Below are 17,801 nucleotides of genomic sequence, written 5' to 3' on the forward strand. Positions count from 1 at the left end.
TGCCGGAGACTACAGCTTCACGGTGCCGTCGATGCAGGTGGACGTTTCGCCGCCCACCCAGATCCTGCGGTCCCGGGTAAAGATCCGCACCAGTCCGGACCGTTCCAGCACGGTGCCCTGGGTGACGGTGTAGCGTTCCGGTGCCAGCCCGGCTCCGATCAGCCACTGCGCCAGGCCGGCGTTAAGGCTCCCGGTGACCGGATCCTCCGGCACGCCGTGGCCGGGGGCGAAGGCACGGACTTCAAAGTCCGTTTCGGCGCCGTCGGGCTGCGGGGCGATCACGCCGACCGCCAGGGAACCCATGACCCCCGGGTCCGGCCTCAGGGACAGCACGGTTTCGGCATCCTTCAGGAGCAGGCCCAGCCAGCCGGGGCCGTTGTCGATCCAGTTGGACGCGGTGACCTGGTCCCGGGTGATGCCCAGTGCGTCCACCGCCTGTTGCAGCACGGATTCCTCCAACTCACCGGAGCGGATCAGCGGCGGCGCGCCGAAGGCCGCCATTCCGGCCGAGGCGTGCAGGGTCACCAGCCCCACTCCGCATTCGGAGATGACGACGCCGGGATAATGCGGAACGTTGCCGGCCTCCAGCCAGGCATGGCAGGTACCCAGCGTGGGATGTCCGGCGAAGGGGATCTCTCCCCCGGGGGTGAAAATGCGGACCTTGTAGTCGGCACCATCCTGCGTCGGAGGCAGGACGAAGGTGGTTTCCGACAGATTGGTCCACCGGGCAAAGGACGCCATGGCGGCATCGGAAACACCGTCCGCATCCAGCACCACCGCCACGGGGTTGCCCAGATAGGGTTTTGTGCCGAAGACGTCCACCTGCTTGAACCAGCGATCTCTCATGCCAGAACACTATCGGGTGCCGGTGCCGGAGTGTCCACCGGAAGCGGCCATGTCAGGCAGGAGTTTAAAGCACGGTACCCGGCCGCAGGATGCGGCCGGGTACCCATTGCGGCGGAAAGTTATGCTTCCTTCGCCGCTGCTTCCTTGTCCTTCTTCGCCTCGGGCTTGAAGTCCACGCCGGCTTCCTTGCGCTGCTGCGGCGTGATCGGCGCCGGAGCCTGCGTCAGCGGATCAAAGCCGCCGCCGGACTTCGGGAACGCGATGACGTCGCGGATGGAGTCGGTGCCGGCCAGCAGGGCCACCACGCGGTCCCAGCCGAAGGCGATGCCGCCGTGCGGCGGGGCGCCGTACTTGAAGCCTTCGAGCAGGAAGCCGAACTTCTCCTGGGCGTCCTCCTGGGACAGGCCCATGACCTTGAAGACCCGTTCCTGCACATCGCGCTGGTGGATACGGATGGAACCGCCGCCGATTTCGTTGCCGTTGCAGACAATGTCATAGGCGTAGGCCAGCGCCGACTCGGGATCCGTGTCGAAGGTGTCCATGAATTCGGGCTTGGGCGAGGTGAAGGCGTGGTGCACGGCGGTCCAGGCACCGCCGCCCACGGCCACGTCGCCGGCGGCAACGGCGGCCGACGCCGGTTCGAACATGGGTGCGTCGACCACCCAGACGAACGCCCAGTCCTTCGGGTCGATCAGGCCGGTGCGGTGGCCGATTTCGACGCGGGCGGCACCGAGCAGGGCACGTGCCTCGCTCTTCTCGCCGGCACCGAAGAAGATGCAGTCGCCGGGCTTCGCCCCGACCTTTTCGGCCAGGTTCTCCCGCTCGAAATCGGTCAGGTTCTTGGCGACCGGACCGGTGAGCGTACCGTCTTCCTGGATCAGCACGTAGGCGAGGCCCTTTGCACCGCGCTGCTTGGCCCATTCCTGCCAGGCGTCGAGGGTGCGGCGGGCCTGGGAGGCTCCGCCCGGCATCACGACGGCGCCGACGTACGGTGCCTGGAAGACGCGGAAGGTGGTGTCCTTGAAGAATTCGGTGAGCTCGGTCAGCTCCAGGCCGAAGCGCAGATCCGGCTTGTCCGAACCGTAGCGGGCCATGGCATCGGCGTAGGTCATCCGCGGGATGGGGGTGCTGATCTCGACACCGATCAGCTTCCACAGCGACTTCACGATCTGCTCGCCCAGGGCGATGATGTCGTCTTCCTCCACGAAGCTGGCTTCAATGTCCAGCTGCGTGAACTCCGGCTGGCGGTCGGCGCGGAAATCCTCGTCCCGGTAGCAGCGGGCAATCTGGTAATACTTCTCGAAGCCGCCCACCTGCAGCAGCTGCTTGAACAGCTGCGGGGACTGCGGCAGGGCATACCAGGAACCCGGGGCCAGGCGCGCCGGCACCACGAAGTCGCGGGCACCCTCCGGGGTGGAGCGGGTCAGGGTGGGGGTTTCGATTTCCACGAAGCCCTCGTCATGCAGCAGTTCGCGGGCCACGCGGTTGGCTTCGGAGCGCAGGCGCATGGCTGCTGCCGGCGCCGGGCGGCGCAGGTCAAGGTAGCGGTGGCGCAGGCGGGCTTCCTCGCCGACCTCCACGTGCTCGTCGATCTGGAACGGCAGCGGGTCCGAGGTGTTCAGGATCACGACGTCGTCAGCGATCACCTCGACGTCGCCGGTGGCCAGCGCCGGGTTCTCGTTGCCCTCGGGGCGCTTCTGCACGGTGCCGGTGATCTGCAGGACGTATTCGTTGCGCAGCCCGTGGAAGACATCCTCTTCACGCACCACAACCTGCGCCACGCCGGAAGCATCACGGAGGTCGAGGAAGGCAACGCCGCCGTGGTCGCGCCGTCGGGCGACCCAGCCTGCGAGAGTAACGGTCTGTCCAATATGCTCGGCCCTCAGGGAACCAAGGGCATGAGTGCGCAGCACAGCTGTCCTTTCGAGAAACTTGCGGAAACCACTGTTTCCGCCCATTGTAAATACACGGTCTTCTTGAGAGTTTACCGGTGAACGGACCCCCACCCCGCCAAGCACCTACCGATTGGACACCCCCTGTTGTCCGGCACTACCCAGCCGCGTGTTCCCCTCGGCGGCTTTGACGCCACCACTGCAGGCTTAGGCTCCATTGTCGGCGCGGGCGCGTTCGTTGCCTTCGCCCCGGCCGCCGCCGCAGCAGGTCCCGCCCTGGGTGCGGGCCTGGGAATAGCGGCCGTTGTGGCGTTCCTCTGCGGACTCTCCACCTTCCAGCTCAGCAGGGCTGTCTCGCGCCGGCTCCCCGAGGACCGGGGCGGGGACGCCACGGCACGGACGGCAGCGCGGATCCTGCTCGGACCGTACAGCGGGTTCCTTTCCGGCTGGACCCTGGTATGGGCGTTGCTGCTTTCCGCAGCAGTGCTGGCCCTGGCCTTTGGTGCGTATGTCTTCCCGGAGCATCCCCGGGCCGGCGCCGCAGGAGCCGTCGCCGTGATGACCGCAGTGAATCTGCTGGGACTGGGCCGGAGCTCCTGGATTCCGCGCTTCATTGTCGCCTTCGTTGTCAGCGTCCTGGCCTTCACCGTGGTGGTGCTCTTTAACGAGGCACCCCGCCAGCCGGTGCGGGTGGGTGCGGAGATCGACGTGTCCACGTCCGGGGTACTGCAGGCGGCCGGGCTGCTGTTCTTCATATTCTCGGGGTACACGAGGCTGGCCACCATGGGCTCGGGTGTGCGCAATCCCTCCCGAAACCTTCCGATCGCCATTCCGGCGGCCATTGCCGTGGCCTTCGTGCTGTATTGGTTCATGGGCTCGTCCATGCTGGCCTATTACGGTGCGGCGGCGCTCTCCGCGGAAACTGCCCCGCTGCTGGATCCGATGCAGAGCGTGGGCTCCGGTGTGGGAACGGGCGCCCTGGTCATTGCGGTGACTGCCGCTGCCCTGGGCGGGCTGTGGTCCCTGCTGGATTCTGCGAGCCGGACCGCGTCGGACATGGCCTCCGACCGCGATCTTCCCTCGGTTTTCGCCGCGTCCCGGAAGACCCGGACCGGCCCGGTCCCCTGGGTCGCCCAGGCCGCGGCCGCTGTCGTCGTCCTGCTGCTGGTGCTCTCCGGTGACCTGGACGGTCTGCTCGGGATGGCGTCCTTCGCCCTGCTGTTCTACGCGGTCATCACCACCGTGTGTGCCTTCTCGCTGAAGGAACGCACCCGGTACGCACCCCGGGTCCTGAACCTCGCCGGCGCTGCCGGTGCCCTGCTGCTGGCCCTTGCCCTGCCGCCGCTGTCCATCAGCCTGACCCTGATCATCCTGGTGGCCGGACTGGTGGTCCGGCTGAGCTTCCGGCGGCCGCGGACCCCCAGGACCCCGCCGCCGTTCTAGGGTAGCCTAGGCGCCGGCCGCCTCCCAGGCACGGACTTCCTCCAACAGTTCGGCGCGGCGCCCGGCGGAAGCGAACGAGGCATCAATCGAGTTGGCGGCCAGCCGGGCAAGCTGCGCCCTGCTGAGCCCAAAGGTTTCCTTAACGGCCCGGAAATTATCATCTACGTAGCCGTCGAAGTAGGCCGGGTCATCCGAGTTCACGGAAATGTTCAGGCCGTGCTCGAGCATCCGCGGCAAGGGATGCTCTGCCACCCCCGAGACCGCCTGCAGCCGCACGTTGGACAGCGGGCAGACGGTCAGCGGCACCTGCTCGCGGACCAGGCGGTCCACGAGGTCCGGGTCATCCAGGCAGCGAATCCCGTGGTCGATGCGGTCCGCCTGAAGCAGGTCCAGCGCCTGCTCGATGTAGGAGGCCGGGCCTTCTTCGCCCGCGTGGGCTACGGTCCGCAGTCCTGCCTCCCGGGCCCGCCGGTACAGCTCAGTGAACGACGACGGCGGGTTGCCGATCTCCGCAGAGTCCAGGCCGATACCGATGATGGGCGCTTCCATGGCCAGCAGTTCCGCCAGCACCTCCAGCGCTTCGGCTACCGGGTGGTCGCGCAGTAACGCGGCAATCAGCTCCGTGGAGATGCCGAACTCTTCTTCGCTGCGTGCCAGGGCCGCCCAGACGCCGCCGACGGAAACCTCCAGCGGGATTCCGCGGACAAGGTGCGCCTGCGGGTCCATCATCATCTCCACATGCCGCACCCCGGCCGCTGCGGCCCGCCGCAGGTAGGCGCGGGTCATGTCGGTGAAGTCCGCCTCGGTGCGCAAAACATCCATATTGGAGTAGTAGAGGTCCAGAAAGGACTGCAGGTCCGTGAACCGGTAGCGCGCGCGGAGGTCTTCGAGGCCGCCGTAGGGCAGGTCGAGGCCGTTTCGCCCGGCCAGTTCGAAGATCAGATCCGGTTCCAGCGTTCCTTCGATGTGGAGGTGGAGTTCGGCGCAGGGCGGCGTGGGAAGCAGGTTGGCAGGCATGGTTCAAGCCTAGGGGGCCTGTGCCGCGGACCGCCATGCACCGGCTAGCCGCGGCCGGCACGTTCCCGGGGAGCGGTTTCAAACATTCCGTACACCGGACCGGCCAGCAGCCAGATTCCTGCGACCAGGCCGGCCCGTTTCACCCATGCCCACAGCACATCAGCTTCCCCGGGTGCGGCCACGAGTCCGATCATGGCCAGCAGGACGGCGACGGTGATCCCGGTGGCCAGCAGGACGCGTCCGTATTCCCTCCACAATGACCGCCGGTACTCCGGAGTCCCCTTGACCGGCTTGACGGGCGCCGGTCCCCCGGCGAACCGGTGGGCAACCCGCACGTCCGCCCACCGGATCAGACTGGGGCCGAAGGCGATGCTGAAGCCCAGGTAGAACGCCGCGAGGCCGTGGATGGACTCGGCCCGTCCGCCCAGCGCAAGGTCGGCGGCGGAAGCCGCCAAGAGCACGACGTCGAGCAGCGGAACGCAGGCGAGCAGCACGATGCCCAGCCTGCGGCGGTGAAGCAGGTAGCGGGCACCCAGGCCCGCCGCCAGCAGGACCCAGAAACCGACCTCTGAGCCGATGATCAAATACACGAGGATGTCCATAACCCCAGCCTTCCGTGCGGGGAACCGGGTGTCGTCGGCGAAAGGTGCCACCGGCAGGGTGCCTTCCGTCATCCCTTTGGAGGACATAGCGCCGCGCCCGGGATGCAGGGGAACGCCGCTCATTTAGGCTGAAGCCATGCAAAGAACCCCAGACCAGGGTGCCGGGAACGGGATCTGGCCTTCCGGCGCCGCCACGGCCGCCGGCTACCTGGTGGGAGGATCAGTGTTGGTCCTGGCCGGCGTCAACGTCGTGGACCTATTACCCACACTCCCCGGCGCACCGGAGGAGGCGTGGCTGCCCGTCCTGGTCGTGGGTTGCGCGGGTCTGCTGTTCCGGCGCAGCAACGTGCCGCTGATGCTTGCCGTCACCGGAACGGCCGTTGCCGCCGGGACGGTTCTGGGCGGCGGGATTATCACGTACCTGCTGCTGTTCGAGCTGTTCTACGCCGGTATCCTGTTCGGTTCGCCCCGGGTAAGCCGCGGTGTGCAGCGCGCGGCGGTCACGGGAGTAGTGGTCCTGCCGCTGATGGTGGGGCTGGCGTACCGCGGCGTGCCTTTCCTGCTCTTCGGCCTGTTCCAGGCCATCTTCATCTGCCTTGTGCCGGTGTGGTGGGCCGGCTCCCTCCGCCGCCAGACCGAGCGGGCGGAACGTGAACGCCAGCGGGCGGAAACGGAACGGCTCCGGGCCGAGCGCACCGCGGAACTGGCCGAGCTCAACCTGCGGGTGGCCGTGGCGTCGGAGCGGGGAGCCATGGCACGCGAACTGCACGACGCAATTGCCGGCCACCTGTCCGCCATAGCACTGCAGTCCGGCGCTGCCCTGGCTGCAGGAGACGCTGCGCTGGAGCGCCGGGTGCTGGCCCAGGTCCGGACGGAAAGCGTCTCCGCCCTGCAGGAAATGCGGTCCATGATCGAGCTGCTCCAGTCCGACGGCGCGTTGGACGGCAGGGAGCAGGCGGAAGCCGCTGCAGCCGCAGGGGGCCTGGGCCATCTGGAGTCCCTGGCGGCTTCGGCCCGGCTGGCAGGAAGCCCGGTTCAACTGGATCTTCCCGGGGACGTTGAGGTGCCGGTGCTGGTGGGCAGCAGCGCCTATCGGATCGTGCAGGAATCGCTGGCCAACGCGGTCCGGCACGCGCCTGGCTGCCCCGTCAGTATCTCCGTCCGACGGCGGGACGGGCAGCTGGAGCTGAGGATCCGCAACGCACTGCCCGCCTCCGGCGGCGCTTCCGCGGCCGCCGGAAACGGTTCGGGCCTGCGGAACATGAAACTGCGGGCGGCCCAGCTCGGCGGCAGTTTCTCTGCCGGACAGGTCGCGGATCCTGCCCCGGACCGGGAAGCCGCCTGGCTGGTCGAAGCCGCCCTGCCCATAGACGACCCCGCCGAAGCCTCCGCACTCCCCCGCCTGCCCCAGGAGACCCTTTGACCGCCGCCACCGTACTGCTGGCGGATGACCACTCGGCCATCCGCGGCGGCCTGCGCATGATCCTGGAGTCCATCGGCGGCTTCACCGTCGTCGGCGAGGCTGCCGACGGAGCCGGGGCCGTGCGCATGGCACGTGCGCTGCGGCCCGACGTCGTCCTGATGGACCTGCGCATGCCCGGAATGGACGGAATTGCCGCCACCGCCGAGATTACCGGCGAAGGGCTGTCCGCGGTGCTGGTACTGACCACCTTCGACATTGACGAGTACGTCTTCGCTGCCCTGCGGGCCGGCGCCGCCGGCTTCCTGGTGAAATCGGTGGAACCTACCGAACTGGTCCGTGCGGTGCAAAGCGTGGCCGACGGCGACAGCGTCCTCTCCCCGGAGGTCACCGGCAGGCTGATCTCCGCGTTCGTGCAGTCGCCGGCTGCGGGACCGGCACCGGCACCGGCTGGCGGGAACCTCGCCGCAGAGTCCCTGACCGCACGGGAGGAAGCGGTCCTGGCCTGTATCGGTGAAGGACTGTCCAACCAGCAGATTTCCCGCCGGCTGGGCATAGCCGAAACCACCGTCAAGACCCATGTTTCCCGGGTACTGGCCAAGCTGGGGGTTTCCTCCCGGGTGCAGGCCGCCATCGCGTTCCGGGAACGCGCCGGCGGCCCGGGCCGCTAGGCGGACGGCACCTGCACGGGGGTTACCTGCACCGGGGTTACCTGCACGGTGAGGTCCTCGGCCGGCGGCGTCCAGAGCGCCGGATCCGCCGGCACCTGCTCACCGCTTCGGATGTCCTTGACCTCGTGGCTGCCGTCTTCGGCGGTGAACCAGACAAACGGGATGCCCCGGCGGTCGGCGAACTTGATCTGCTTGCCGAACTTCTCCGCCTTCGGGGCCACTTCCACCGAAATTCCGCGGCTGCGCAGCTGGGCGGCGGTGTCCTGGGCTTCGGACCAGGACTCGTCGGTGGCCAGGGTCAGCAGCACAGTGGTGGGAACGCTGCGTGAAGCCTGCGCGAATTCCTGGCTGAGGATGCGCATGACCAGCCGTGTGACGCCAATGGAGAGTCCGACGCCGGGGAAAGTGCGGTTCCCCTTGCTGGCCAGGGAATCGTAGCGTCCGCCGGAGCAGATGGAGCCGAGCGCTTCATGGCCCACCAGGACCGTTTCGTAGACGGTGCCGGTGTAGTAGTCCAGGCCGCGGGCAATGCTGAGGTCTGCGAGGACCCGGCCCGGAGCGCGGCGGGAGGCTTCGCTGATGACCTGGAACAGTTCATCGAGGCCTTCGTCCAGCAGCTCGTTGGACACGCCCAGCGCCCGGACCTGCTCGACGAACGAGGTGTCCTCCGTGCGGATGGACGCCAGTTTCAGGGCCGCCTCGGCCTGTTCGGGGGTGGCACCGAGTTCTTCCTGCAGGAGCTCGGCCACGCGCTGCGCGCCGATCTTTTCCAGCTTGTCGATGCTGCGCAGCACTCCGGCGGTGTCTTCCAGGCCGATGCCGCGGTAGAAGCCTTCGGCCAGCTTGCGGTTGTTGACCCGGATCTTAAACTCGGGGATCGGCAGGGCACCCAGGGCTTCGGCAATCACCAGCGCCAGCTCGACGTCGTACCGGAACGGCAGCTCTCCGTCACCCACCACATCAATGTCCGCCTGTGTGAACTCGCGGGCGCGCCCCTCCTGGGGACGCTCGCCGCGCCAGACCTTCTGGATCTGGTAGCGGCGGAACGGGAAGGAGAGGTGCCCGGCGTTCTCCACCACGTAGCGGGCAAACGGCACCGTCAGGTCGAAGTGCAGGGCCAGCTGGTTGGGATCTTCCTTGCCGGCTGCCTCGCCCTCTTCGGCCTGCAGGCGGCTCAGTGCGTAGACTTCCTTGTCGATCTCGCCCTTGCGCAGCAGCTGGCCCACCGTTTCCACGGCACGCGTTTCGATGTTGGAAAAGCCGTGCAGCTCGAAGGTGCGCCGCAGTACGTTCAGGACATGGAGTTCAACGAGGCGCTCCTGCGGTAGCCATTCGGGGAAACCGGACAGTGAGGCCTTGCGTGCCATGGCGGCAAACTCCTTAGGTGGGCGGACGGCGCAGGCAGTGCTCCGCCCGGCCAAAGTGCACGCGCAAGGCGTGCATAAACTATGTGCGGACCTTATTTTAGCGAACTCGGGCCCGGCCCCTGTCCCGGACACCCGGGCCACGGACCCGCGCCCGTCCCCGGCCGGGCATTTCATCCAGCAAGGAGGTAACGGTGGCTGCAAACCGCACCAGCCGTGAAGAGAGGCGCCGCGTGGCGAAGATGGAAGCGCGAAGGGCTTTCGCCGCTGCCCGTGCCCGGCGCCGGAAGCGGGACAACCTCTTCGCTGCAGCGGCCGCCGTCGTTGTCCTTGCCCTGGCTGTTGCCCTGCAGATGAGCTGGTTCAGTTCAGACCCCACCGCGGAGGAACTGGCCTTGCTGCAGGAAGAGGCTGCAGCTGCCGACCTGCCCGACGTCCCGGACCCCTCTGTGGCCGCGGGGAAGACGTTCACCGGTTCCCTGTCCCTGGGCCAGGGGGAGGTCGGCGTGGAGCTGGACGGCAACGCCGCTCCCCAGGCCGTCTCCGTCTTCAAGACGCTCGCGGACGAGGGCTACTTCGCAGGCAAGGACTGCCACCGGCTGACTACTGCCGAACCCGTATCCGTGCTGCAGTGCGGTTCGCCCAACGGCGACGGAAAGGCCGACCAGGACTTCCTGTGGGGGCCGGTGGAGAATTCGCCCGAGGACGGTTTCTACCCCGCCGGCACCATCGCCGTCGCCCGCGGCGCCGATGTGATGAGCAACGGCACACAATTCTTCATCGTTTACAAGGATTCGACGCTAACGCAGGAAACGGGCGGCTACACGATAATGGGTAAGGTAACGTCAGGTCTTGACGTATTGGAGGCCATTGCTTCCTCGGGGACAGCCTCCGGGGATACCGATGGTTTCCCGAAGGACCCGGTGACGATTAACTCGTTCACCCTGAATTAAGTGGCGGCGCGGGCTTCGCACACTGCCATCCATCGAGTGAAAGACTTTTAGCGGTGACAGACAGTCAGAAATCCGACGAAACAGCAGGCCCGTCCACTACGGAGACGTCCCGGCCTGCCACTCCCAGCCCCGCAGCGCTTGCGGCGCGGCGGCCGTCCCCCACAGGTGCCCGGCCGGGCGCAGCAGCCCAGCCTGTGGTAGCTGCCCCGGCGGCCCACTCCACCCCGTTGGAGGAAGCTGCCCGCTTCGCCCGCGTCGAGGAGGACGGCCATGTCTTCCTGATCGTGGACGGCGAGGAATCCGCCGTCGGCCAGTTCCCGGACGCCTCCAAGGAAGAAGCACTGGCCTACTTCGTGCGCAAGTACGACGACGTCGCCAGCCAGCTCCTGCTCCTGGAGCAGCGGGTGCAGGTCAAGGCTCCGGCAGCGGACATCCACAAGACCCTGAAGCATCTGGCCCAGCAGGTGGCTGAACGCAAGATGGTGGGCGACGTCAAGGCACTGGACGCCCGCATTGCGGCCCTGGAAGCCTCGCTCAAGGAGGCCGAGGCCGCCGAGCGTGCCGAAGCCGAGGCCGCCAAGGCCCGCGAGCTTGCCGCCCGTGAAGCCATTGTTGCCGAGGCGGAGGAAATCGCCGCCAAGGATCCGGCTTCCATTCAGTGGAAGACCAGCAGCAACCGGATGAACGAGCTCTTTGACGCGTGGAAGACCGCGCAGAAGAACGGCCCGCGCCTGGGCCGCAGCGCCGAGGACTCGCTGTGGAAGCGGTTCCGCTCCGCCCGCACCGTCTTCGACCGGCACCGCCGTGCCTACTTCTCCCAGCTGGACAGTGAAAACTCGTCCGCCAAGGCTGCGAAGGAGGCGCTCATTGCCCGTGCCGAGGAACTGGCCACCTCCACGGACTGGGGCAACACCGCCGCCGAATACCGCCAGCTCATGGACGAGTGGAAGGCCTCCAAGCGCGCCAGCCGCAAGGACGACGACGCCCTGTGGGCCCGTTTCCGGGCGGCCCAGGATCAGTTCTTCGCAGCCCGTCAGGCCGCGAACGAGGTGATCGATGAGGAATTCGCCGCCAACCTCGCGGTCAAGGAAGAGCTGCTGAAGGAAGCCCAGGCACTCCTGCCGATTACGGATCTGAACTCGGCACGCAAGGCGCTGCAGTCCATCCGCGAACGCTGGGAAGACGCCGGCAAGGTGCCGCGGGCGGATATGGGCCGGATGGAGGCCGGGATCCGCAAGGTCGAGGAAGCCGTCAAGGCCGCAGAAGACGAGCACTGGCAGCGGAGCAACCCCGAAACCAAGGCACGCACCAACTCTGCCCTGTCCCAGCTCGAGGCGACCATCGCCTCCCTCGAGCAGGACCTGGCCGACGCCGAGAAGGCGGGCAACGCGAAGAAGATCGCCGACGCCCGCGAGGCCCTTGAAGCACGTCAGCAGTGGCTGGCCATGCTGCAGAAGTCCGCGCAGGACTTCGCCTAGCCCCCGGTCCCCTTTTCGCGGCGAAAGCCCCGGCCCTGTTATCCACAACGGCGGGCCGGGGCTTTCGCTTTGTCCCGGCAGTGCAGATGCTGATCTGTATGCCCGCTCAGCTCTTTCCCTACCCTGGTGCCCTTCCCCAGGTCACCTCGACGGGCGGAGCGCTGTTCACAGCCGGGGAGCCCTTCAGCCACGAGGAGCTCCAGGCCATGGCAATGGACGGACTGCTGCGCCACGTCTATGCGGGGACCTTCGTGCGCTGGGATGTCCGGCCGGATCCGGTGGTCCGTGCGCTGGCGGCGTCCGCTGAACTGCCCCGGCCACTGCGCCGCCGCCTGACCCTGGGGTGGCTCACTGCCGCCTGGATTTACGGCTGCGCCCCGCGGCCGGGCCGGCTCGACGTCCTGGCGGACCGGCGCAGCCGCACCGGTGCCATGCAGCCCTTCAGTACCGCGGTCCTCCACGAGGTCCTGCTGGGTCCCGCCGACCGGGTGGACGTCGGCACGGTGCCGGTCACCTCGCCGCTGCGGACCGCCGTCGACGTCGCCCTGCATGCCGGTACGCCGGACGGGGTGTCCGTCCTGCGGCGCCTCGCCGCGCACCCCGCCCTGGGCTGCCGGCTGGACCTGGTGCGGCGCGCCCTGGAGGCCGGCAACCGCGTGCCGGGCAAGGCCGCGGCGCTGGAGCGCGTTGCCGCTGCCGGCGCCGAACCGATCCGTTAGCGGAACCCGCTGCCTAGACCCGCCGCTGCGATCCGGTGGTGCGGTAGACGTCAAACACGCCGTCGATCTTCCGGACCGCGCTGAGGATGTGGCTCAGGTACTTCGGATCCCCCATCTCGAAGACGAACTTCGACATGGCCACTCGGTCGCTGGAGGTATTCACGCTCGCGGAGAGGATGTTCACGTGGTTATCCGAGAGGACCCGCGTCACGTCCGAGAGCAGGCTCTTGCGGTCCAGTGCCTCCACCTGGATTTCGACCAGGAACACGCTGGACTGGGTAGGTGCCCATTCCACCGGGACGATGCGGTCCGGAGTCGCCCGGAGTTCCTGCACGTTGCGGCAGTCGCTGCGGTGTACGGAAACGCCCGAGCCGCGCGTGACGAACCCGATGATGGGGTCCGGCGGAACCGGCGTGCAGCACCGGGCCAGCTTGACCCACACATCCCCCGCACCCCGGACGGTGACACCCGAATCGGTGAACTTGGGGCGGCGGGCGGCCGTGGCCACCGGGGTCTCGGCCAGGTCCTCCTCGGCGCCCTGGTGGCCGCCCATCAGGTTCACCAGATGCTCGATGACGTTCTGCGCCGAGGTGTGGCCGTCTCCTACGGCCGCGTAGAGCCCGGAGATGTCCTGGTGATGCAGTTCCTCGGCGACCGTCACCAAGGCATCGTGGGTCATCAGGCGCTGCAGGGGCAGGTTCTGCTTCCGCATGCCGCGGGTGAGCAGGTCCTTGCCCTTTTCAATGGCCTCTTCGCGGCGTTCCTTGGTGAACCACTGGCGGATCTTGTTCCTGGCCCGGGGGCTCTTAACGAAGCCCTGCCAGTCCTGGCTGGGGCCGGCGCCTTCGGCCTTGGAGGTGAAGATCTCCACCCAGTCACCGTGCTGGAGTTCGCTGTTCAGCGGCACCAGTTTTCCGTTGACGCGTGCACCGATGGTCCGGTGGCCCACCTCGGTGTGGACGGCGTAGGCGAAGTCCACCGGCGTCGAACCGGCCGGAAGCGCCATGACCTCACCCTTGGGCGTGAAGACGAACACCTCGCGGGCATTGATCTCGAACCGAAGCGAATCGAGGAACTCGTCCGGATCCGAGGTTTCCTGCTGCCAGTCCACCAGGCTGCGCAGCCAGCCCATGTCGTCCGGCGCGTCGGGGGTCTTGCTGCCGTCCTTGTACTTCCAGTGCGCGGCCACGCCGTATTCGGCACGGCGGTGCATGTCGTGGGTGCGGATCTGGATTTCCACGGGTTTGCCGCCGGGACCGATCACCGTGGTGTGCAGCGACTGGTACATGTTGAACTTCGGCATCGCGATATAGTCCTTGAACCGCCCGGGCAGGGGGTTCCACCGCGAATGCAGGGCGCCGAGGGTGGCATAGCAGTCCCGGACGGAGTCCACCAGGACGCGGACGCCCATGAGGTCATGGATGTCGTCGAAATCTTTGCCCCGCACGATCATCTTCTGGTAGATCGAGTAGTAATGCTTGGGCCGGCCGGTGATGGTGGCCTTGATCTTGACCGCATGCAGGTCATCGGCGATCTGGGACCGCACGGTGGTCAGGTACTTCTCCCGTTCAGGGGTGCGGTCGCCGACCATCCGGACGATCTCGTCATACACCTTGGGATGCAGCGCGGCGAAGGAGAGGTCCTCCAGCTCCCACTTGATGGTGTTCATACCCAGCCGGTGCGCCAGCGGAGCGAAGATTTCCAGCGTCTCGCGGGCCTTCTTGGCCGACGATTCCGGCGAGACGAACCGCCAGGTGCGGGCGTTGTGCAGCCGGTCGGCGAGCTTGATGACCAGGACGCGGATGTCCTTGGCCATGGCCACGACCATCTTGCGCACCGTTTCGGACTGCGCCGCGTCCCCGAAGGTCACCTTGTCCAGCTTGGTGACACCGTCCACGAGCATCGCCACCTCGGGACCGAACTCGCGCCGCAGCTCCTCCAGGGTGTAGCTGGTGTCCTCCACGGTGTCATGCAGCAGCGCCGCCGCGAGGGTGGTGCCGGTCATGCCGAGCTCGGCCAGGATGGTCGCCACGGCCACCGGGTGGGTGATGTACGGGTCCCCGCTCTTGCGCTTCTGGCCCTCGTGGCTGCGTTCAGCCACCACATAGGCGCGCTGGATGAGGTCCAGGTCTTCCCGTGGGTTGTTGGCGCGGACCGTGCGCAGCAGCGGCTCGAGCATCGGCGAGTACCCGGGGTTGCCGCGGCCGGCCAGGCGGGCAAGCCGGGCACGGGTGGAAGCACGCCGTCCGGTCGAGGGCGCCCGGCCGGAGCCGTTGCCTACCTTCGCCGCCGCGGAAGCCTTGGCCGGTACGGGAACCTTGGCCGGGCCCGGAGCCGGAACCAGGGCGTCAGCGTTGCGGTTGTCGGCAGCATTCCGCCCCGCAGCTTCGCCCGCTGCGGTGCCTCCGCGTCCCGGGTCAATCCCCGTGCTGCCGCTGTTTGCCGCCTTATCGGCAGGCGTTGCACTGTTGGCCACTGACGACCTTTCTTCCGTGCTCTCAAAGCAGGTGCTCAAAACGCTTGTGTGGCGGCCGCTCCCGCGCGGCTCCTGTCAACCAGTCTAAGCCTGCCCGCACCGCACTTAAACCGCCGGTTCCGTACTCCTTGAAGGAAGGAGGACGGAACCGGCAAAGGGCGGAGCGAGTGCGGTCCTTAGACGCTGACCTCCGCGGAGGTCTTTGCCTCGGCCTCGCGGCGCTCGGCCACCCGCTTGGCCTGCTTGCGGATGTCCGGTTCGTTGCGGCGCAGCCAGGCGTACATGGGTGCCGCAATGTAGATGGTGGTGACGGTGCCCAGGATGATGCCGACGAACAGGGCCAGCGACAGGTCCTTCAAGGTGCCGGCGCCCAGCAGCAGCGCACCGATAAACAGGATGGAAGCCACCGGGAGGACGGCCACCACGGACGTGTTGATGGAGCGCACCAGGGTCTGGTTCACTGCCAGGTTCACTTCCTCGGCGAAGGTCCGCCGGGTCCGCTTGTCCAGGTCCTTCGTGTTTTCACGGACCTTGTCGAACACCACCACCGTGTCATACAGCGAATAGCTGAGCACGGTGAGGAACCCGATGATTGCCGACGGGGTGACCTCGAAGTCGGTCAGCGCGTAGACGCCGGCGGTGACCACCATGACCACCAGCAGGCCGGTGACGGCGGCAAGGGACATCTTCCAGGTGCGGAAGTACAGTGCCATGAGCACTGCCGCCAGGGCGACGAAGACAACCAGGCCGATCAGGGCCTGGCGGCTGACGTCGCCGCCCCAGGTCGGGCCGATGAAGGTGGAAGTGACCTCGTCCTGGCTGACGCCGTAGGTTTCCGAGAGCGACTCCTTGACCTGGATGGTCTGGTCGTCGCTGAGCTTCTCGGTCTGGATCCGCATGGTGCCCGGAGCGATGTTGGTGACGCGCGGATCCGCGGATCCCGCCACCTCCGCCACGGCGTCCTCGCCGCGGCTCACATCCGTGTTGCTCACGTTGGAGACGGTGAACTCCGAGCCGCCGCGGAACTCGATGCCGAGGTTGAATCCGCCCTTGGCAGCCGGGATAAGGATGGACAGGACCACGGCTGCCGCTGCGATCAGGAACCACAGATTGGCTTTGCCAACGAAGTTGTAGGACCGCTTTCCCGTGTAAAGGTCGTTGCCGAATGCGGCGAAACTGGGGAGTTTACTCATTACTCGCCGTCCTTCTCGGAGCTGCGGCCGGATCCGGCCATTGAATCCTGCTTTTCGGCAAGCCGCCGTTCGGCAATGGTCATCCGTCGCTCGGCTTCCTTGGCGGCCGCCTTGTTCTTCCCTCGGAGGGCCGGGGACTCGGAGGGCTCGCGCAGGCGTCCGGCTCCGCGGTACAGCGGTACGGCTCCCAGCCTGCTTGCGTCGAGGCCGGAGAACCGGTGTCCGTCACCGAAGAACCTGGTGCGTGCCAGCAGGACCATGGTCGGGTGCGTGAACATGAACACCACAATGAGGTCCGCCACGGCGGTGAGGCCGAGGGTGAAGGCGAAGCCGCGGACGTTGCCGACAGCGACGAAGTACAGGACGACGGCGGCCAGGATGTTCACGGCCTTGGAGGCCAGGACGGTGCGCTTGGCGCGCTTCCAGCCGTTGTCCACGGCCGAGACCAGGCCGCGCCCGTCGCGCAGCTCGTCGCGGATGCGTTCGAAGTACACGATGAAGGAGTCGGCGGTCTGGCCGATCGCCACGATCAGGCCCGCCACGCCGGCCAGCGACAGCCGGTAGTTGTGGCTCCAGCCGAGGATGGCAATGGCCAGGTAGCTGAGCAGGCCGGCGACGACGAGGGAGGCAATGGTGACAAAACCCAGCGCCCGGTACTGGAAGAGCGAATAGACGGCCACCAGGGCCAGGCCGATCAGCCCGGCAATGATGCCCATCTTCAGCTGGTCCGCGCCGAGGGTTGCCGAGACCTGCTGTTCGCTCTGGATCTCGAAACTGATCGGCAGGGCACCGTACTTCAGCTGCTCGGAGAGCGCCTCGGCGCTTTCCTGCGTGAAGTTGCCGGTGATCTGCGGCTTGCCGTCGGTGATGACCGCGTTGACGGTCGGCGCCGAAATGATCTGGCCGTCCAGCACAATGGCGAACTGGTTCCGGGGGTCGCCCTGGGGGAAGGCGAAGAGCCGTTCGGTCACTCCGCGGAACTTATCGGTGCCTTCGCCGTTGAATTCGATGTTCACGGCCCACTGGTTCGTGGAGACACCGTTGTTGCCCTGCGCCATGCCGAAGCTGGCGGTGGAGATGTCCACGCCGGGGACCTCCACCGGGCCCAGGATGTACTTGCCGGCGGTGCCCGGTTCGCAGGCAACCATGGGCTTGTCGGCCGGGGCCTGCTCCGCGTTGGCGATGGTATCCGGGTTCAGGCAGTCCGTGGTCTCGAATTCCGTCTGCAGCTCCGGGGTGATCCAGTTGGCGTCCGAGGCATCGGTCGGTTCCGCCGTCGGAGTCGGCAGCTGCTCTGCGGGAGTGGGATCCGTTACTGCCGCACCCTGTCCCCCGCCGCCGGTCAGGACCGGACGGAACTCCATGTTTGCCGATGCCTGGATCAGTTCGCGCGTCTCAGCGTCCGGGACGCCGGGCAGTGACACGACGACGTTCCGGTTGGACTGGGTGCTGATCTCCGCCTCGGAAACACCGCTGCCGTCCACGCGCTGGCGGATGATTTCCACTGCCTGGTCGAGCTGTTCGGGGGTGATCTCGGAGTCACCTCCCTGCACTTCGGGAGCCAGGATCATCTGGGTACCGCCCTCAAGGTCGAGGGCTAGTTTCGGGGTCCAGCTGGCGTTGCTCCACATGGAACCACCGCCAAGCAGAAGGGCCAGGGCAGCAAAAATGACGCCCAGCCAGAGGAGCGTCTTTTTCGCGGCCGAGCCGGGGCCGGTACGGGGCAT

Annotated in this window: 14 protein-coding genes; 6 read left to right on the forward strand and 8 right to left on the reverse strand. The window is 67.2% G+C overall.

Annotated elements, in window-relative coordinates:
• Positions 1 to 9: 9 nt before the first annotated feature.
• Together AC5RT8_RS03220 and aspS are read right to left on the reverse strand one after the other, a co-directional pair.
• Positions 10 to 846: a PhzF family phenazine biosynthesis protein gene (locus AC5RT8_RS03220; RefSeq protein WP_494094245.1), complete on the reverse strand. Its 837-nt coding sequence runs from the start codon at positions 844 to 846 to the stop codon at positions 10 to 12.
• A gap of 119 nt (positions 847 to 965) precedes the next feature.
• A complete protein-coding gene (aspS, locus tag AC5RT8_RS03225) occupies positions 966 to 2,759 on the reverse strand; it encodes an aspartate--tRNA ligase (RefSeq protein WP_494094246.1) in 1,794 nt (597 codons plus the stop codon).
• A 126-nt stretch (positions 2,760 to 2,885) separates the two neighbouring features.
• Here aspS and AC5RT8_RS03230 point away from each other — a divergent pair, with 126 nt between their 5' ends.
• Positions 2,886 to 4,181 carry an APC family permease gene (locus AC5RT8_RS03230; protein ID WP_494094247.1) on the forward strand — a complete coding sequence of 432 codons (1,296 nt, stop codon included), beginning with the start codon at positions 2,886 to 2,888 and terminating at the stop codon, positions 4,179 to 4,181.
• A gap of 6 nt (positions 4,182 to 4,187) precedes the next feature.
• On the opposite strand, the gene AC5RT8_RS03235 is transcribed toward AC5RT8_RS03230, so the two are convergent.
• A complete protein-coding gene (locus tag AC5RT8_RS03235; protein WP_494094248.1) occupies positions 4,188 to 5,198 on the reverse strand; it encodes an adenosine deaminase in 1,011 nt (336 codons plus the stop codon).
• Between the two features lie 44 nt (positions 5,199 to 5,242).
• Positions 5,243 to 5,923 carry a hypothetical protein gene (locus AC5RT8_RS03240; RefSeq protein WP_494094249.1) on the reverse strand — a complete coding sequence of 227 codons (681 nt, stop codon included), beginning with the start codon at positions 5,921 to 5,923 and terminating at the stop codon, positions 5,243 to 5,245.
• A 13-nt stretch (positions 5,924 to 5,936) separates the two neighbouring features.
• Between AC5RT8_RS03240 and AC5RT8_RS03245 the strand changes: the two genes are divergently transcribed.
• Both AC5RT8_RS03245 and AC5RT8_RS03250 read left to right on the forward strand, forming a co-directional pair.
• Positions 5,937 to 7,223, forward strand: a complete 1,287-nt coding sequence (locus AC5RT8_RS03245; protein WP_494094250.1) for a sensor histidine kinase — start codon at positions 5,937 to 5,939, stop codon at positions 7,221 to 7,223.
• The gene (locus tag AC5RT8_RS03250) at positions 7,220 to 7,891 is read left to right on the forward strand and encodes a response regulator (RefSeq protein ID WP_494094251.1); all 672 of its coding nucleotides are present in this window, start codon (positions 7,220 to 7,222) and stop codon (positions 7,889 to 7,891) included. Before AC5RT8_RS03245 ends, AC5RT8_RS03250 begins: the two co-directional genes overlap by 4 nt.
• Here the strand turns inward: AC5RT8_RS03250 and hisS are convergent.
• Positions 7,888 to 9,258: a histidine--tRNA ligase gene (gene hisS, locus AC5RT8_RS03255; protein ID WP_494094252.1), complete on the reverse strand. Its 1,371-nt coding sequence runs from the start codon at positions 9,256 to 9,258 to the stop codon at positions 7,888 to 7,890. The two genes, AC5RT8_RS03250 and hisS, sit on opposite strands and share 4 nt — an antisense overlap.
• Before the next feature lie 191 nt (positions 9,259 to 9,449).
• Between hisS and AC5RT8_RS03260 the strand changes: the two genes are divergently transcribed.
• The 3 genes from AC5RT8_RS03260 to AC5RT8_RS03270 all read left to right on the forward strand — a co-directional run bounded on the left by AC5RT8_RS03260 (position 9,450) and on the right by AC5RT8_RS03270 (position 12,405).
• Positions 9,450 to 10,208, forward strand: a complete 759-nt coding sequence (locus AC5RT8_RS03260; RefSeq protein ID WP_494094253.1) for a peptidylprolyl isomerase — start codon at positions 9,450 to 9,452, stop codon at positions 10,206 to 10,208.
• A 53-nt stretch (positions 10,209 to 10,261) separates the two neighbouring features.
• Complete coding sequence (locus AC5RT8_RS03265; protein ID WP_494094254.1) at positions 10,262 to 11,686, forward strand: DUF349 domain-containing protein; 1,425 nt, start codon at positions 10,262 to 10,264, stop codon at positions 11,684 to 11,686.
• A 98-nt stretch (positions 11,687 to 11,784) separates the two neighbouring features.
• Positions 11,785 to 12,405, forward strand: coding sequence for a type IV toxin-antitoxin system AbiEi family antitoxin (locus AC5RT8_RS03270; protein WP_494094255.1), 621 nt, complete (start codon positions 11,785 to 11,787; stop codon positions 12,403 to 12,405).
• Between the two features lie 13 nt (positions 12,406 to 12,418).
• On the opposite strand, the gene AC5RT8_RS03275 is transcribed toward AC5RT8_RS03270, so the two are convergent.
• The 3 genes from AC5RT8_RS03275 to secD all read right to left on the reverse strand — a co-directional run bounded on the left by AC5RT8_RS03275 (position 12,419) and on the right by secD (position 17,801).
• Positions 12,419 to 14,881 carry a RelA/SpoT family protein gene (locus AC5RT8_RS03275; RefSeq protein ID WP_494094256.1) on the reverse strand — a complete coding sequence of 821 codons (2,463 nt, stop codon included), beginning with the start codon at positions 14,879 to 14,881 and terminating at the stop codon, positions 12,419 to 12,421.
• Positions 14,882 to 15,057: 176 nt separating this feature from the next.
• Positions 15,058 to 16,074, reverse strand: a complete 1,017-nt coding sequence (gene secF, locus AC5RT8_RS03280; protein ID WP_494094257.1) for a protein translocase subunit SecF — start codon at positions 16,072 to 16,074, stop codon at positions 15,058 to 15,060.
• A complete protein-coding gene (gene secD / locus AC5RT8_RS03285; protein ID WP_494094258.1) occupies positions 16,074 to 17,801 on the reverse strand; it encodes a protein translocase subunit SecD in 1,728 nt (575 codons plus the stop codon). Before secD ends, secF begins: the two co-directional genes overlap by 1 nt.

The sequence above is a fragment of the Arthrobacter sp. Ms25 genome (genome assembly GCF_059090365.1).

Coding starts and splice junctions, on each gene's coding strand:
- AC5RT8_RS03220 (WP_494094245.1), bottom strand. CDS start 846: ATGAGAGATCGCTGGTTCAAGCAGGTGGACGTCTTCGGCACAAAACCC.
- AC5RT8_RS03235 (WP_494094248.1), bottom strand. CDS start 5,198: ATGCCTGCCAACCTGCTTCCCACGCCGCCCTGCGCCGAACTCCACCTC.
- AC5RT8_RS03240 (WP_494094249.1), bottom strand. CDS start 5,923: ATGAGCGGCGTTCCCCTGCATCCCGGGCGCGGCGCTATGTCCTCCAAA.
- AC5RT8_RS03245 (WP_494094250.1), top strand. CDS start 5,937: ATGCAAAGAACCCCAGACCAGGGTGCCGGGAACGGGATCTGGCCTTCC.
- hisS (WP_494094252.1), bottom strand. CDS start 9,258: ATGGCACGCAAGGCCTCACTGTCCGGTTTCCCCGAATGGCTACCGCAG.
- AC5RT8_RS03270 (WP_494094255.1), top strand. CDS start 11,785: ATGCCCGCTCAGCTCTTTCCCTACCCTGGTGCCCTTCCCCAGGTCACC.
- secF (WP_494094257.1), bottom strand. CDS start 16,074: ATGAGTAAACTCCCCAGTTTCGCCGCATTCGGCAACGACCTTTACACG.
- secD (WP_494094258.1), bottom strand. CDS start 17,801: ATGCCCCGTACCGGCCCCGGCTCGGCCGCGAAAAAGACGCTCCTCTGG.